A 17544-nucleotide genomic window follows, 5' to 3' on the forward strand; every position below is an offset into this window, starting at 1 on the left:
ATATTTGAAAGGGGATGAATATATTGCAAATGATGCATAGGTATTTTAGCCTAGAATGAATAACAATTTATACTTTAGAAAGAGAAAATAAAAATTAAAGAAATAAATTGGAGGGAATTTATGAAGAAGAAAATAGTGTCAATACTGGCTATGTCTATGATAGCTACAAACAGTATACCGGTTGTAAATGTTTTTGCAAATGAAGTTGTAAAGGATAAAGCTGTAGCTATAGAAAAATCAGTTTCTAAAAATATGACTGTTACTGATTTTAAAATAAAAAATAACCCTAACTTTAACAAGTATAACGAGTTATATAAAGTAGGTGTAAAATCTATAACAAATAATGGTGGAAACTATCCAAACGCACCATTAACAAAAGCTATAGATGGAAATCTAAGTACACATTGGGAAACAGGGAAACCTAATAGTGAAACTTTTAAAAATGAAATTACATTTGAATTTGATGACATAGCACAAATAAACAGATTGGCCTATGCTACAAGACAAGATGGGGCTAAGGGTAAAGGATATCCTACAAGTGCAGATATATATGTTTCTAAAGAAGATAAAGGGGATAACTTTGAACTAGCAGGAGAAGTAAAAGGAAGTAAAGTTACAGGAGGAATGGTTGAGTTTAAATTCGATACTGTAAGTGCAAAAAGAGTTAAATTTGTATTTAAAGAAGCAAATCAAAATTGGGCAAGTGCTTCTGAATTTTGGTTCTATAAAGAAGATAAGATTTTAGATAAGATGAGTAGATTATTTAAAGATAGCAACATGAATGTAGTAAGTGATGAGTTTAATACAATGGATAAACTAAAAGCTTTAGAAGATGAATGTAAGAATCATCCTTTTTATAATGATTTTAAGGAAGATATAGAAAATGCTAAAGTTGTAATTGAACAAGGAAAATTAGAATCATCAGTAGCTTCTACTAAAAAATTTAATTATCTAGATAATAAAGAATATATAAATCAATTTAGAATACCTTACAATAATATAAAAAGTATAAGTAATAATGCTGGTCATTATGCAGCACAAAACATACAAAAAGCAGTAGATAACGATGTAAGTACTTACTGGGAAACTAATAAAAGCAATAATAACGATTGGAATAATGAGATAACAGTTGAGTTTGTAAACCCTATAACTATAGATAAAATAGTTTATGGGGCAAGACAAAGTGATACAAAAGGATTTATAGAAGAGTTTGAAGTTTATGGCTCAAATACTAGTAAGGGTGAAACTTTCCAATTAGTATCTACAGGAAAAGCAAATAGGGATAAAGGATTAGTTGAAGCTAAATTTAAACCTACAACATTTAAAAGAATAAAATTAAAGGCTGTTAAGAGTAATCAAAATTGGGCTACATTAAATGAAATAATGTTTTTTAAGGAAGATAAATTATCAGATAAACTTAATAATATATTTACAGACCAAACACAATCAGAATTAAAGAAAGAATATAATTCTAAGGAAGCAATAGATGCTCTAGACAAAGAAGTTAAAACACATCCACTTAAGTCAGATTTAGGTAAGATCATCGAAAGAGCACGTAAGATATTAGACAATAAGTTTGAAGGTAATATACTTAAAATGACTTTACCACAAAATGGTGATGTACATGGTCATTGTAGAAATGACTTATTAATGTCTTCTTTTGGTACTAACTTTATATCTACAGGTGTATTAGCTAAACCAGGAGAAACTATAGAAGTTTATGTAGATGCAGATGGATCTAAGCCATTACCACAAATAATGTTTAGTCAATCACAAGGTCATTATGGAAATTGGCAACGTAAGTATAACTTAAAGCCAGGATATAATAAATTTGAAGTTCCTAAGATATATGATGAAAAATGGTCACATAAAACTAATCCAGGTGGAGCTATATATTTTATAAATCCTTACACAACAGAACAACAAGGTAAAGCTCCTAAGATAGTTTTAGAAGGTGGTCAAAAGTTCCCATTATACAATCAAGGTGACGATGAACAAGCTTTCTTAAAAGAATTAAAAGATTATAGTGATTATGTTAAAGCTAATCCTGATACAGCGGTAGATATATTTGAATATAATTCACCTAGAATATTATTTACAGGTAGAGCATCAGATGCTAATCAAGTTTATAATGTTGAAAAGGTAAATGTAGCTGAGTCAACTTTAGCTTGGAGTAAAGTTGTAGATGATATGTTAAAATTTGCAGGATTAGAAGAAAATTCTAAAGATCCTAAACATGATAGCACAGGTATAAGAACAACTGTAAGAGTAATGCAACCTTTTGGAGGAGCTTATGCAGCAGGAGATCATGTGGGTATACAGTATCATGTAGCAGATGACTTCTTAAGAACAGATAAACATAGCATGGATGGTATACGTTGGGGGACAGTTCATGAACTTGGACATCAGTTAGATATTATACCTAGAACTTGGGGAGAAGTAACTAACAATATGTGGTCTAATGAAGAATACATAAAGGCTGGAATTAGAGATAATGTTAACTATAATTCTATTTATGATAGAGTTAGTTCTGATGTTGACACTAACTATAAATATGAAGATTTTGACTTATCAGCTAGGCTTGGAATGTTTTGGCAACTTAGATTAGCTAAAGCTGATTATTGGCAAAGTTTAGAAAGAATGTATAGAGAAAGAAAACCTAAAGCTGAAAATTATCAACAAAAGTGTGATTTATTTGCAGAGTACTCAAGTGAATTACTAGGTGCAAATTTAACAGAGTACATAACTAGATATGGGATGACTTTATCGGATGAGTGTAAAGCTAAGTTAAATAAATATCCCAAATTAGATAAAAAGATTTGGTATTTAAATAGTGATGCAATGAATTATAAGGGTAAAGGATTTACTGAGGATGTTAAAGTAGAGGTTAGTTCTAAGTTAGATAAATCAGCAAAAACAAATACATTAAACCTTAATATAGACAAAGACAATAGTGGAGACTTATTAGGCTATGAAGTAAGTAAAGATGGAAAGGTTTTAGGATTTACTAAGTCAAATACATTTGTTGTTAAAAATGTAGATGTTAATGAAAATGCAAAATATGATGTTATAGCTTATGCCAAGGATTTAAGCAAAGCTAAAGAAACAAGTGTTAAAGCATTTAAACCTTCTATAAAAACAGCTGATGGAGTTACTTTAGGTTTACATGAAAAATTTAACCCACTAGATTATGTAAAAGCAACGGATTATGAAGGCAATAAATTAAGTGATATTAAGGTTACAAGTAACGTAGATAATAATAAAAAAGGTAATTATACAGTTACTTATGAAGTAAAGGCTAACGATGTAGTTACTACTAAAACAATGAATGTAGATGTTGTTAGTAAGTATGATTATCTTTCTGATAAAGAATGGAAGAGTGTAGAAACTCAATGGGGAACTCCTAGACGTAATAAAGATATAAAAGGAAGAACTTTAGGTGAACCTAAAAACTATGAAAAAGGTATAGGTATTCATGCTAATGGAAATGTTGTTTATGATTTAGGTGAACATAACTATGATAACTTTGAAGTTAAAGTAGGAGTAGATATGAATATAGCACCACAAAACAACTCAAGTATATCTTTTAAAGTTATAGGTGATGGAAAGACGTTAGCAACAACAAAAGTATTAAAACATGAAGATGATTTACAATATATAAAGGTTCCTGTAAAAGGAGTTAAGGAACTTAAAATAGAGGTTAACAATGGTGGAAATGGGAATACCTCTGACCATGGTATAATAGTTGAGCCAAAACTTACAAGTAATAATGCTAAACCAACTTTAGAAATACCTAAATCTCAAAGTGTTAAAGTTGGAGAAACATTAGAAAACGTAGTAGGGAATTACAAAGCTATAGATAGCGAAGATGGCGATTTAACTAGTAAGGTAGTAGTAACTGGGCAAGATAAAATTAATTTTAATAGAGTAGGTAAATATCAATTAACTTATAGTGTGACGGATAGTGATGGTAATAAAGTTGAAAAAACTAGAGTAATAAGTGTAGTTAATATGGAAGACTTTAAGTACTTAAGTGATTATGACTGGAAGTCAGCACAAACTAGTTGGTCAAGTGTAAAAAAAGACAAAGCTGTAAGTGATAATAAGCTTAGACTTACAGATGAAAATGGAAAAGAAGTTGTATATGAAAAAGGGATAGGAACACATGCAAATTCTACAATAGTTTATAACTTAGAAGGTAAAAATGCAGATTTCTTTAGTTCTTATGTTGGAGTAGACCGTGCAATGTATGGTACAGTAGGAAGTGTACAATTTGAAGTTTATTTAGATGGAGATAAAGCCTTTGATAGTGGAGTTATGAATTCTAAAGATACACAAAAGTATGTAGAGTTAAACGTTGCAGGAGTTAAGGAATTAAAGTTAGTAGTTAAAGATGGTGGAAATGGAATAGGTTCTGACCATGCTACTTGGGGTGATGCAAAACTATATTATGTTAATGCTGATAGAGTAGATAATAAAGAATTATTAAAAACTATAGAAGAAGCTAAGAAGATAAATAAAGAAAATTATACTGAAGATAGTTGTAAGGCTTTAAATGATAAGTTAACTAAGGCAGAAGAATTATCAAAGGATAAAAATGCTAAACAAGATGCTATCGATAATATGACAAAAGAACTTCAAGATAGTATTAAAGCTTTAGTTTTAATTAATCTTAATGAGGTTGTGAATGTACCTGATAAGTATCTAGTTAAATCTTTAAGTAGTGCTTTAGGTAAAGATGGTAATTTCACAATAGGTGATATGCGTAAGTTAACTAACCTTAACATAAGTCATGGTGTTAATAGTCTTGAGGGATTACAATATGCTATTAACTTAGAGAGTATAAATGGTGAAGGTAATCAAGTTAAGGATCTTAGAGTATTATCTAAGTTAGATAAGCTAAAAAGTGTTAACTTTAAAAATCAATATGTAGAAGTCGGAGAACTTTATCCAATTGACGGTAAAATTAAAGTTAATACAGAAACATATAATAGAGAAGGTAAAAACATTTCTACTAAGGTTGTTATGGTTGATCGTAGTGGTAAGGTAATTAAGGAACAAAACTTAGAACCTAATACTAAAGAGGTTGATCTAGATGTTTCTAATGTAGAGCCAGGTGTTTATGGTGTTCATGTTTATTTTGAGGGTAATGAAATGAATGGGATACTAATAAATATAGCTAGTACTAAATAAGTTTTAGTTTAGAAAAGTTTTATGTTTATAGCATCAGCCTTCACTGTAAAGCCTAAGGAACAAGCTTTAATGTTTCGTTAGATTACTATAAATATAAAACTCTTTCATCGTTAAACTATATTATTATATAAAATGAAAAAGCTAGAGGTAAAACTCTAGCTTTTTTATTTGTTTTTTATAAAAACATTCTATTATAAATAAGCATTTTAATCTGTTATTTTTTATTTAACTATATTGAAATTCTAAATTTAAAATTTATTAAACATTTATATCAAATTCTTAAGTATAGAAAAGCTTTATATTATATAATGTTAAATAAAGATATTTTAGATATGATATAGATAATATGAATTTATGAGGGGGAACTTTGGATGAATACAGCAATATTTTTAGAAATATTAACAGTAGCAGAAAAACTAAAATGCAATACTAGACACTCATGGACATCAAGTGGACGCCATGAAAGTGTAGCTGAACATAGCTGGCGTATTGCATTAATGGCGTTATTAATGCGTGATGAATTTCCAGAAATTGATATGGACAAGGTAATTCGTATGTGTTTGATTCACGATTTAGGAGAAGCCTTTACTGGTGATATTCCTACTTTTGAGAAGAAAGAAGAAGATAGTGAAAAAGAGGATGAGATATTTTTTAAATGGATTGCAACTTTCCCCAGTCCTTATCGTGAGGAATTTACAGAACTTTTAAAGGAAATGAATGAACGTAAAACTGATGAAGCAAAGCTTTACAAAGCATTAGATAATTTAGAAGCAGTGATTCAGCATAACGAGGCGGATATTAGTACTTGGATTCCTCTAGAATATGACTTACAGTTTACTTATGGTTCGGATAAGGTGGAATTTTCTCCGTATTTAAAGAAGTTAAAGAAAGAGATAGACCAAAGGACTACAGAAAAAATAGCTAAAAAGAATGAAGCTTAGTTATTTAGAATAGATAACAATATATAATAAACTCATCTATATAAAATTTGAAAATAACTGTACCTTATAGCTAAAATATTGAAATTGCTAAGGTACAGTTATTTTTATATAATATTTATTACAAAGTAGATTAATACATCCTAAAATTAATTTAAATTACTTTTGTCTTTAGACAAATCATTTATGAAATTATCTATAGGTATTAACTTATTTTTATTAGAGTTATAGTTTCCATAAATTTCGCCTGTAGTAGCATTAACTAATACTCTTTTATCAGTTTTAATACTTTGATCTTTATTTTTGAAATAAAAAACATAATAATTTTGATTTTCTATACCAATTACATCAGTTAAATTAAAAAAGTCCCCACCAATAAGTAGGCTATCAGAATCAACTATATTCTTAAACTTATCGTTGACTATGTTTTTTGCCTCACTACTGCTTATCTTATTTTCTTTATCAGTATTACTTTTTTCTGTGCTATTAGTTTTATCCACAGAGTTTTGAATATCATTTGATTTATCACTTTGTTTACTACACCCAACGAAAGATAAAGATATAGAAATAATAACTAGACTTAAACTAAGAATTTTTTTAATTTTCATAATTTATCACACCTTTCAATTTTATTAAAGATTACCTAAAACTTTTAAAGTAAGTATATCAAACATTTATTTCAAAACTACTTCAAATTTATTAAGAAAATATTAAGAATGTATTACAATATAAAAACAACTTAATTCATATTAAAGATTTTAGTAAAAATAGCCCTTAGAATCCATTTTTTCAGATTCTAAGGACTATAACTTTAGTATTGTTACATATCGTTAGGAGATGCAAAATTATTTTTATTATAATCAAGTCTTATTTTTTTTATATTCATAAGAGATGAAATTATAAAAGCAACTGCAAAGCCTAACAGTATTTTTCCAATCATATATATATATGACTTACTAATTATTATAACTAGCATTAATATTAAGCTAATTATTAAAATAGTAAAGTATGACCTGTTTATATTCATAATAATTTAACCTTCCTAGCATATAAAGAATTTATATTAATTTATAACTTTAAGGTTTTAGAATCTCCTTTATCATAACTTATCCCTGAAGTAAGTATGAAATCTGCGATAATTAAAACTATATCTATAATGATTTCCATAAAAAATAACCACCTTTAATCTAAAATATTGAATTTATTTTAACATGTAAATTTAAATAAAAGTAAAATTTGGATTAAGATAGAGTTATTTAGGAGTGAAATATAAGAGTAGATAAATATATTCATTTCTAACTAACAAGTAATATTACAGGTAGACCTTAGGTTTTATTAAATTTATTTTGAATTTTATGAAGAAATCAAGTAAAGTTCTATTTATATATAAATGAAAAAAGAGTCTGTATAGTAACTTAAATATATAACCTATTTATAGTGAAATTTCAAACTTAGTAAATAGTTATATTTATATAATAATATAGATTTATTTATATATTATATAAATAAAAATAATATAAAAGATTATATTATGGGGGAGATATTTATGTATAGAATAGTTGATATAAGTTGTAGTCTAAGAAATGATTTAACATTAGAAATTCTTAAAGAAAGTGTATTTAAGCCAACTAAAGAAAAATTAATAAAAAGTGCCAATTACTATGAAAGTAAAGAGGGAATAGTTTCATATGGGTATATTTGTGATGATATGATTTTAGGTTTAATAGTTTTAGATAAGACCAGTAATGATGAAATGATAATACTAGATATAGCTGTTAGAAAAGATAAACAAAAACTTGGAATAGGAAGTGAACTATTAAATTATGTAATTTATGGGCTTAAACCTAGGATTTTAGTTGCAGAGACAGATGATGATGCAGTTGGATTTTATGAAAAGAAACAATTTGAAATAGTTAATTTAGGCGAAAAACATTCAAATATTAATAGATATGAGTGTAGGTATTTTAATTTATATAATGATTAGAAATATCCAAAGGAGCTACATGCAATTATTTAAAATCTAAAGAAAAAATTTTACAATCAGTGGTAAAAGTCAAAAAAATTATCAAAGATTATAATATATTTACAGCAACTTTAGAAGTAAGAAGAAAATGCTCTATTTTAAGCGGAAGTTGTGGTATTTTAATAAATATTAGATATCATAGTGCTTTATGTAGTTAAGTCATATAATGTTGCAACTGAATTATTTATTGGAGAGATATTAACATTAGATTTTAATTTAATAACATTAAAATCATTAAATAAAAAATAAAAGTTCAGCAAGAGACTACTTTATAAAATGCATTTGAAAATATGGTCAAAGTTTTTGCTAAAGAGAACACAATGTTTTATACTAGATAAGTTTTCTAGTTCTAAATTAAATAAAAAGAGTGAATATACAAATTAAAATATATCCACTCTTTCTATTGTCTATATAGTTTTAGGTGTTAAAATATTATTTATTTTACATTTAACGATTGATGGTAAATTACAATCTAAAGACCTTCTTAACAAGTTATCTTTTTTTACTATATTAGTTAAAAGGTATTTTTATATCATTTCTACCTTAATCTCTCTATTAGGAATCAATTGATATATTACATACCAGTCTTCTAAAGATGTAAAAGGTATGCTTACGCCATTAATTAGCTTATATTCTGAAATAGACATATTATCAAATATATAATTATATACGCCATTATCATGATTAATTGCAAAACCTGCCATAACATCAATATCAATTCCATTTATAACATATTCATAAAAGTATTTTGTTGAATATGTAGAAGTTTCTTCATATTCTCTTTTTTTCCCAAGCTTTTTTAATATTTTATCTGATTTATGTATATCCTTAATATCTATAAAAATGTCTATATCATTAGGAGTATCGACCATGCCAAACTGATTTAGTAATATAGATGCACCTACTCCCCATAATATATTAGCTTTATTAAGTTTATCTCCAATATAGCTTAAAGTATCAAACATTTTTTACTACACCTCATATTCTATTAAAAAAATTAATTATATTATTATATCATAGTAGTAAAATTTAAATATGTATAAAATGTTTTAGGATTGTTGAAATAGAAACAAAACTTTAATATAATATTGTTAATGAACTAATGGGTAGGAGGATAGGCCATGAACAAAGAAGAACAGGTTATAATGGGTGTTAGGGACTTATTTAATAAGATAGTTTGGCTTAATAAGTTTAAGATGGAGAAGAGCCTTAAAGAGTATAAGTCTTCTGAAGTACATTGTATCGAATACATTGGAAGAAATGTAGATACAAATGTGACAAAACTTTCAGAGTACTTTTATATGACTAGAGGTGCCATGAGTAAACTAACTAAGAAGCTAATGAAAAAAGGCGTTATCGAAAGCTACCAAAAACCGGATAATAAGAAAGAAATATACTTTAGACTTACTGAGCAAGGAAAAGAAGTGTATAAAACCCATGAGAAACTACACAAAGAGTTTCAAGAGAGAGATAAAGCTATATTTGAACAGGTAACTGAAGAGCAATTTGACAGTATGCTTAATTTTATAGAAAAGTATAGTAGTCATTTGGATGGAGAAATAAAGAAACTTGGTATAGATATTAAGTCGGAATAAATTTAAATAATGAGAAAAAGTATAAGCAGTCTGATTCTATAGAGAAGAGGCTGCTTTTTTATTGTTAAAATTTTGTTGACAAGGAAACAAAATTAGGGTATTATTTTGTTGACAAGGAAACAATAAGACTTTGGAAGGAGAATTTAAATGTTAAAATTAAACAACAAACAAAGCAAAGAAGAAACCGTAAATAAACATGCTTTAATATTTGGGCTTATATCTGTATTTCTTTGCGGATTAGGATTTAGTATTATAACACCTGTAGTACCATTTTTAGTTAAACCTTATATAAGTAATCCATCAAATCAAGCTATAGTGGTTACTTTTTTGACATCTGTTTATGCAGTATGCGTGTTTTTTGCAGCACCGGGACTTGGAGCTTTAAGTGATAGATACGGTCGTCGTCCATTACTTTTAGTATGCCTTTTAGGTTCTGCAATAGGGTACCTAGTTTTTGGTATAGGAGGAGCTTTATGGGTACTATTTGCTGGTAGAATAATAGAAGGTATAACAGGGGGGAGTATAAGTACTATATTTGCATATTTTGCAGATATCACTCCTAGGGAACAGAGAAGTAAATACTTTGGTTGGGTGAGTGCAGTTGCCGGTGTAGGTTGTGCCATTGGACCTACTTTAGGAGGATTACTTGCCAAGTTTGGTTATTCTGTACCTATGTATTTTGGAGCAATAATAACTTTAATAAATGTTATTTATGGAATAGTCTATATGCCGGAGAGCCTTGCTAAGAACAATAGATTAAAGGAAATTACTTTTGTAAGGCTAAATCCATTTACACAACTTATAGATATACTTTCCATAAAAAACTTAAAAAGGTTACTTATATCAGCTTTTTTACTTTGGATACCAAACGGTTCTTTACAGGCAGTTTTTTCACAATTTACAATAGATACTTTCAATTGGGATCCTGCACTAATTGGACTTATGTTTTCAATTATGGGTATCCAAGATATTATTTCACAAGGTTTTATAATGCCAAAACTTTTAAAAATACTTAGTGATGTACAAATAGCAGTTCTTGGAATGACTTCAGAAATTATAGGTTACGGTCTTATTGCAGCATCGGCTTTATTCTCATTTTATCATCTTTTTATAGGTGGAATGTTTATATTTGGTTTTGGTGATTCTGTATTTGGGCCTTCATTTAATGGAATGGTTTCAAGGTCTGTGGATGCTAGTGAACAGGGAAGGATTCAAGGAGGTAGTCAATCGATTCAGGCTTTAGCTAGAATAATTGGACCTATTATTGGAGGTCAAATCTATGTATCACTTGGTCATTCAGCACCTGCTTTTATGGGGATAATACTTATAGGAACTGCAATACCAGTTTTGTATAAGAGTACAAATGCAAATATATAAGTTATTTATTTTATTTAGGCAAGTATAAATTTAACATATATACATCATTTAAAAAATATATACAGTAAAATATGAGATAAATATGATTTCAGTCCAAATATTAGAGGGTTTAGTGCATTTTGAAAAAAAGTTTATAATTTATGTTATTATAGATTTAAAACAGTTGAGGGGATAAGAGTATGTTTAAAATTGTTTTTGGAATGTTTTTTATTGTAGTAGGATTATATTTTATATACTTAGGATTAAAGTTACAAAGAACTAAAGATTTAGGACTAATTAAAAATAAAATGGTTAATATTGATAAAATTAAAGATAAAGATGGCTATATTAAGTTTAATTTAAAACTACATATAGTAATTGGAATTTTATATACAATTCAAGGGATACTTTGTATATTAAGTAGATATTTTATATCTGTAGATAACTTGTATTCTTCTATGAGTATAGTTGTAATTATAACTATATTTGTATATACGTATAAAGTTACCTTTAAAGCTCCAAAATTTTAGAAATATTATAAAGTATATTCTGAGTAGGCGCGAATTAAAAATATAACTTAAACTTTAGAAATAGATTATAAATTTATATATGAACTTAAAATAGAGTTGTTTGTATTAGATTTAATTTATGTAAAAATAAAGCAGAGTGTATATATCAATTTCCGTATATACACTCTGTTTTATTTAATTATAAATAAAGTATAAATTTAGTGACTAGTTATATTTTTAATAAAAATTTATATTGTTATTTAATGTATGAGAAGTATTTTAGTTAAAATATTAAATATTAAGTTTTATGATTATATTTCTTTTTTATCTTCTGGGTGATCTTTATTTAATTTATCATTTAATTGTTCTTCAAGTTCTATAATTTCATTAAAAGTACTCTTTAACTCTTGAAGTAGTGGATTGTTTCGAGTATCATAGACTTGTTTTAAAATTGCCTCTTTTTCCGCCTTTTTAAACATATCATTGCCATACATTTTTTTAAACATATATATTTTGGCATCAATAACCTCAGACTGTTTACTTAACTCTTGAGATGAAATTTTAATATCTTTTAATTCAAAATGAGTTTCAATTATTTTCTTGTTTATATCTTGAAGATTAATCTGTTTTTCACTAAGTAAAGGTTCTTCTTCACTAAGTGAAGTTTCTTTTATATCCTTAATTTTTTCTGTAACATTGACATAGCTATCAATTTTAGGATTTTCTACTGCATTATCTTTTGTATCATCTTTTTTATCTTTATTTTCAATCCTGTCTTTTAGTTTGCTAAGCTGTGATAATTTACGTTCTAAAGATTCTTGCATTTTTTTATTTATATTTGAATTATATGTAACATCTAGGTTTTCTCGAGCTAAGTGCTTACCTTTAATAATAATAGGTAATTCTTTCAGTGATTTAGCTGGATTATTTTTATTATTAGAAACATTAATTTGTATTTTGTTTAAAGAACTACTGTTATAACTTTTTAATAGTATATTACTACTATTTACATTTAAAATGTTCATGTATTCACCTCCTTATTTAATAATTAATCTTCAAATATAATTCAATATAAATGTACGACTTATAAAAAATTACCTTTAACTAATTTACAATAAATGGAAAATTCATATGGATAACTATATACCGAAAGTACAAAAACGAATGATATCTACTATTGAATGTGCTCCAATTGCAGATATTAAATTCATATGTAATTAAAATGTTTATTATGTTTTTTACATGCCTGAGTTATATGCAATAACATATAGAATAGGAAGTATTATATATATGGTTGCTAATAATCAATAATGAATTACCAGATTTATTTTTTATCCAATATATTCCTGATAACAAACAATATATTAAAAATATGCCTGATCCTATTATAGGAATATTATATGGGTAATCATAAACGGTTGCCATTGTAAGAAGTTCATATAAATTATGGTCAAGAATAAAATCGGGTACCACTATAAAAGATATACCTACAAAGTCTAATACAATCCAATCTATCATTTTCCAGTCCTTATACGTACTCATTTATAAATTCACTCCATTCAAATTAATTTATTGTAAAACAATCTTATTTCATTTGAAGCTAATATGTCTCTAGATAGAGTATATGGTTTTAAACTTATTTTTTATTTTCTTGAGACTGTGGAGGAATTATAAACACATCAAATACTTCAGGGTCCACCTTTGGGAATTGTCCATAATTGTTTTCCTCTAACCACTGTTCATATGTAATATCTCGTAATATACCTTCTTTTATTGCTGTATCATAATTTTCCCTATAATCTTTTTCTTGTTTTTGCCAATCTTCCTTACTAACTTCGGATGGATCTATGGCTCCAAACTCTATTCCTTTTTGATATAGATCATTTGTTTCTTTTAGATTTTCATCTGTAATTTCTTGTGAATTTTTAATATCTGTTTTTTGCGAATTATTAATATTAACTTGTTTTGGATTTTTAGCATTGATTATAATTAATAAAGCTATTAAAAGTAGTAAACTTAAAACCACTCCTAGAATTTTTTTGTGAGACTTATTCAATTTGTAAATCCTCCTTAGATGATGTTTAAGCTCAAGATATAAAGCTTTTCTTGTATATTGTGAGGTTAAAATATATTTAATAAATTAAAGTACTTTATAAGATTATAAAATACAATTAGATTTTAAATCTAATTATTAAATTTTTTAAGACTATTAGCAATTATACAAAAATTTGGATAAAAAGTATCAAAAGTGGATTAAGATGGATTTATAGAGGAGTGAAATGTAAAAAAGCATATGATATTCTAAAAATATGTATTTATAGATTTGTTATAAATTAAAGCCCTTAGAATCTATGTTCATAGATTCTAAGGGCTTTAATTTTAATGATTTTAAAAAATTTATATATTATCTATTTCAACTTCAACTTCTACTGAATTTTGTTGATCTAATTTGAATTTTTTATTTTTAATGTGGCCGACAGTAAGCACGGGGATTATTACAACAAAAATTCCTAATACTCCAGTATATCCATAACCAATTTTAACTATAGATGTAAGTCCAAACAAAGATATAGCCATAGATAAAATCATACAACATAGAGAAAGTAAACCTCGTCTAATTGTTATATTTTCTGGTACTTTAATAAAATTTTCAAATCTTGTAATTGCTCCAAAAACACAACTTATACCTGTAGATATAAATGCTAGGAAAAGCACAACAGTATATAATATTACAAGCCAATCTTTTCCTATTTGCTTACAAATATAAAGAATTGGAAGAGTTTTATCTGAAGTGTGAGGAAGCCATGCAAACAACATCATACAGCTAAGTACAATCATTATGCTATTCAATATAAATCCTATTATAGTTGTTGCATTAATTTCTCTATCTAATTTAAGAGGTTGGCAAACACTTATGATTATTGAAAATACTATGCATTGGAATCCGGCATATTTTAATCCTAACCAGAGAGCCTTCCAAACTGATTCAGTAGTATAATAAGTTGTTGCTAAATTTATAAAATTATTTGAGTTGGCAGATATTCCTATGTAACAGATTAGAGTAAGACAAATGACAATTATTATAGTCATAAATGAAGAAGCGCTTCTAATTAGGGTTGCTCCAAATATTGTTAGTAAAAATAATATAGCTCCTGTAATTACAACCCCTAAATTATAGTTAAGACCAAAGTTATTAAATAGTGCAGCAGAACCTGCAATAGAGCCACCTGTTGCAAGTAAAACTATTATAATATAACAAATCTCAAATACTATGGATAAAATTTTATCATAAGGTTCGTAGAGTTTTTTAGATAAGGTTCTATAATCAAAAGCTTGGTGGTTTCTAGCCATAATCATTGTTTCCCTATAAACTAAAGCTATAATACCCATGATTAAGATTGGTATCCAAAATGTGTACCAACCTTCCTTAACAAAGAAGTTCATTGTCTGATTACCTGTGGCAAAGCCCCCACCAACATGAGCAGCAAACCAAACTGAAGCAACACCGAAAATACCTTTTACATTCGGCTTAGAACTTAATGAGTCTAAGTTATTGCTTTTCAATATAAACATCTCCCTTTGTTATACTTTTAATTATAACCATATTTGTTACAAAAACAACAAAGATGATTATAATTAAACTATAGCAGATATTAAGGAAAAAAGTACATGAACTTGTTTTAATTATAATTATTATAGGGGAGGGGTATTGTGGGAAAGAAGGACTTAACTTTAGAACAGAAGAAGCTAGATACTGATATTTGGATTATTGCATTAATAACAATGGGAATGTTTTTATTTTACATGATGTTTGGAAATCAGATGATGGACTATATAAAAAATTCTAGTAATTCTATTATTTTACGTTTGGCACTTAATGGAGGAGTTCAATTTGGTATCGCTGGACTAGGAATTACATTGGTATGTATTTATAGAAAAGAAAGATTTTCTCAATTTGGATTGGTAAAAAGAAATACAATTAAAGCTATTTTTTACTCAATTATATGTTTTGTGCCATATATAATGTATATTTTTATATCGGGGCAATATACAGGCTATAAGCCTTTTAGTATTATTCTTACAAATGATGTATTAAATAGTGGGGTTCCAATTAATATTTTAGGAATGATATTAATTATTGTAGTATGGGGATTTTTTGAAGGCTTTAATTATGCTGTTATTAGTGATAAATTAAATAATTTATATCCATCTAAAAACAAATGGTTTAATGTTGGAGCCATTATTTGTGCTATAGTATGTATTTTATTTCATCCATTTAGCACATCATTTTGGGGAATTGTTGAAATAATTACTATGTTTATAGCTATTTATGGGATGCTTATAGTAAAAGATAAAACTAATAATGCATGGGGATGTGTATTTGTATTTTGCTTTATATGGAATGCTTTTTAATAAGTAGATTATGCTACAAATGGGTAAATTTGAACAAAGTTGCGTAGTTGCAACTTTAAGTTGACAAAGTGCATTTGGTAAGTGATAGCATATAAACCTTTGATTATATAGAATAAAAGTAAAATACTAAGTAGGAGGCAATATATGAATTTTGGGAATAAGCTATTAAGGTTGAGAAAGGAAAAGGGGATGTCTCAAGAAGCCCTATCTGAAAAACTAAATACAAGTAGGCAAGCAATTAGCAAATGGGAAAATGGGCAAGGATTTCCGGAAACTGAAAAGTTACTTTTAATCGGAAATATATTTAATGTATCCATTGATTATTTATTAAAAGATACATTAGAACAAGATATAGAGAATAAAAAGGGATATTATGCAAGTAAAGAAGTTATTGAAGGATATTTGATTAATGAAAAAAATCACATAAGTATTTATCTTTAGGAATTAGTCTATTGATATTATCTTATATACCTTATTTAATATTTAAACAGTCATTTGAGATATATTCTGTAATTATCGCAGTTATGGCTACATTGGGATTTGGATTAATTATAAAATCTAGTTTTATGAGTGAGGAGTATGGATTTTTGAGAAAAGAACCATTAATCTTTGATAAAAACTTTTTAAAGGAGTTTACTGAGAAATATTATTCACTTAGAAAAAGGTATGTTACTTTAATAATCATAGGAATTTGTTTTATATTTGCAGGTGGTACTATTTTATTATTACTAAAAAAAGGTTTAGGAGTTGGAATAAATATACCTTTTTATCAATTAATATCTACACTTATGATCTTAATTGGTGCATACCCATTTATATATTTTTATTCTATTATGGATTCTTATGAGCTAATAGTAAAAAATGAAGAATATACTAATAAATTAAGCTTTAAAATATTAAAAAAGTTTAGAGATAAAAAGTCGATGATATAGGACTATAATTTTAGTAGAAAACTATTTTAAAGTAAATATTAAAAATCGCCCTTAGAATTTAAATAGATATATTCTAAGGGCAATAACTTATTATTTAAAATTATTTTTTAGTCCAAAATTTAGTAGTTTCAGTGCATTTTAAAATAAAATTTTGATATGTATGTTATTCTAATTAAAAATAGTTGGGAGGGCAAACGTATGTTTAAATTTGTTTTTGGAATATTTTTTATTGTACTAGGAGTATATTTTATATATTTAGCATTAAGGTTGCAAACAACTCGGGATATAGGACTAATTAAAAATAATATGGTTAATATTGATAAAATTAAAGATAAAGATGGTTATATTAGGTTTAATTTTAAACTACATATATTAGTTGGAATTATATATATAATTCAAGGTATAATTTCTATACTTGCAAGATATTTTATATTTATGGACAACGTATATTCTTTTATGGATATAATCATAATTATAACTATATTCACATATGTGTATAAAACAACTTTTAAAGCAACTAAATTTTACAAAGGGTAAAGCATATGCATAAATAAAAAAGAGATAATTTATTGAAAATCAATTCAA

Annotated in this window: 17 protein-coding genes; 10 read left to right on the forward strand and 7 right to left on the reverse strand. The window is 26.8% G+C overall.

Annotated elements, in window-relative coordinates; all coding sequences use genetic code 11:
- Positions 1 to 120: 120 nt before the first annotated feature.
- A complete protein-coding gene (locus ATCC9714_RS07055; protein WP_057544860.1) occupies positions 121 to 5193 on the forward strand; it encodes an NPCBM/NEW2 domain-containing protein in 5073 nt (1690 codons plus the stop codon).
- A 371-nt stretch (positions 5194 to 5564) separates the two neighbouring features.
- Positions 5565 to 6134: an HD domain-containing protein gene (locus ATCC9714_RS07060; protein WP_021124305.1), complete on the forward strand. Its 570-nt coding sequence runs from the start codon at positions 5565 to 5567 to the stop codon at positions 6132 to 6134.
- A 146-nt stretch (positions 6135 to 6280) separates the two neighbouring features.
- Here the strand turns inward: ATCC9714_RS07060 and ATCC9714_RS07065 are convergent, their stop codons facing one another.
- Entirely contained in the window at positions 6281 to 6739 is a 459-nt protein-coding gene (locus tag ATCC9714_RS07065) for a hypothetical protein (RefSeq protein WP_057544861.1), read from the reverse strand.
- 212 nt (positions 6740 to 6951) lie between these two features.
- Complete coding sequence (locus tag ATCC9714_RS07070) at positions 6952 to 7158, reverse strand: hypothetical protein (protein WP_057544862.1); 207 nt, start codon at positions 7156 to 7158, stop codon at positions 6952 to 6954.
- A 519-nt stretch (positions 7159 to 7677) separates the two neighbouring features.
- Here ATCC9714_RS07070 and ATCC9714_RS07075 point away from each other — a divergent pair.
- Positions 7678 to 8115 (forward strand): GNAT family N-acetyltransferase, encoded by a 438-nt coding sequence (locus ATCC9714_RS07075; protein WP_021124308.1) that lies wholly within the window; start codon positions 7678 to 7680, stop codon positions 8113 to 8115.
- Between the two features lie 566 nt (positions 8116 to 8681).
- Here the strand turns inward: ATCC9714_RS07075 and ATCC9714_RS07080 are convergent.
- Positions 8682 to 9119, reverse strand: coding sequence for a hypothetical protein (locus ATCC9714_RS07080; protein WP_021124310.1), 438 nt, complete (start codon positions 9117 to 9119; stop codon positions 8682 to 8684).
- 156 nt (positions 9120 to 9275) lie between these two features.
- On the opposite strand from ATCC9714_RS07080, the gene ATCC9714_RS07085 reads away from it, so the two are divergent.
- From ATCC9714_RS07085 to ATCC9714_RS07095, 3 genes are all read left to right on the forward strand, one after another.
- Positions 9276 to 9749, forward strand: coding sequence for a MarR family transcriptional regulator (locus tag ATCC9714_RS07085; protein ID WP_057544863.1), 474 nt, complete (start codon positions 9276 to 9278; stop codon positions 9747 to 9749).
- A gap of 147 nt (positions 9750 to 9896) precedes the next feature.
- Positions 9897 to 11126 carry an MFS transporter gene (locus ATCC9714_RS07090; RefSeq protein WP_057544864.1) on the forward strand — a complete coding sequence of 410 codons (1230 nt, stop codon included), beginning with the start codon at positions 9897 to 9899 and terminating at the stop codon, positions 11124 to 11126.
- A 179-nt stretch (positions 11127 to 11305) separates the two neighbouring features.
- Positions 11306 to 11635, forward strand: a complete 330-nt coding sequence (locus ATCC9714_RS07095) for a hypothetical protein (protein WP_057544865.1) — start codon at positions 11306 to 11308, stop codon at positions 11633 to 11635.
- Positions 11636 to 11925: 290 nt separating this feature from the next.
- Here the strand turns inward: ATCC9714_RS07095 and ATCC9714_RS07100 are convergent, their stop codons facing one another.
- From ATCC9714_RS07100 to ATCC9714_RS07115, 4 genes are all read right to left on the reverse strand, one after another.
- The gene (locus ATCC9714_RS07100) at positions 11926 to 12639 is read right to left on the reverse strand and encodes a hypothetical protein (RefSeq protein WP_057544866.1); all 714 of its coding nucleotides are present in this window, start codon (positions 12637 to 12639) and stop codon (positions 11926 to 11928) included.
- Between the two features lie 226 nt (positions 12640 to 12865).
- A complete protein-coding gene (locus ATCC9714_RS07105; protein ID WP_021124320.1) occupies positions 12866 to 13156 on the reverse strand; it encodes a hypothetical protein in 291 nt (96 codons plus the stop codon).
- A gap of 94 nt (positions 13157 to 13250) precedes the next feature.
- Positions 13251 to 13670 carry a hypothetical protein gene (locus ATCC9714_RS07110; RefSeq protein WP_057544867.1) on the reverse strand — a complete coding sequence of 140 codons (420 nt, stop codon included), beginning with the start codon at positions 13668 to 13670 and terminating at the stop codon, positions 13251 to 13253.
- A gap of 341 nt (positions 13671 to 14011) precedes the next feature.
- The gene (locus tag ATCC9714_RS07115; RefSeq protein ID WP_057544868.1) at positions 14012 to 15178 is read right to left on the reverse strand and encodes a YkvI family membrane protein; all 1167 of its coding nucleotides are present in this window, start codon (positions 15176 to 15178) and stop codon (positions 14012 to 14014) included.
- 147 nt (positions 15179 to 15325) lie between these two features.
- Here ATCC9714_RS07115 and ATCC9714_RS07120 point away from each other — a divergent pair, with 147 nt between their 5' ends.
- The 4 genes from ATCC9714_RS07120 to ATCC9714_RS07130 all read left to right on the forward strand — a co-directional run bounded on the left by ATCC9714_RS07120 (position 15326) and on the right by ATCC9714_RS07130 (position 17496).
- Complete coding sequence (locus tag ATCC9714_RS07120) at positions 15326 to 16027, forward strand: hypothetical protein (protein WP_057544869.1); 702 nt, start codon at positions 15326 to 15328, stop codon at positions 16025 to 16027.
- A 144-nt stretch (positions 16028 to 16171) separates the two neighbouring features.
- Positions 16172 to 16468 (forward strand): helix-turn-helix domain-containing protein, encoded by a 297-nt coding sequence (locus tag ATCC9714_RS17445; RefSeq protein ID WP_021124326.1) that lies wholly within the window; start codon positions 16172 to 16174, stop codon positions 16466 to 16468.
- 11 nt (positions 16469 to 16479) lie between these two features.
- Positions 16480 to 16959 (forward strand): hypothetical protein, encoded by a 480-nt coding sequence (locus ATCC9714_RS17450; RefSeq protein WP_206541462.1) that lies wholly within the window; start codon positions 16480 to 16482, stop codon positions 16957 to 16959.
- A gap of 198 nt (positions 16960 to 17157) precedes the next feature.
- Positions 17158 to 17496, forward strand: coding sequence for a hypothetical protein (locus ATCC9714_RS07130; protein WP_021124329.1), 339 nt, complete (start codon positions 17158 to 17160; stop codon positions 17494 to 17496).
- Positions 17497 to 17544 lie beyond the last annotated feature (48 nt).

The organism is Paraclostridium sordellii (assembly GCF_000953675.1).
Taxonomy (GTDB): Bacteria; Bacillota; Clostridia; order Peptostreptococcales; family Peptostreptococcaceae; genus Paraclostridium; species Paraclostridium sordellii.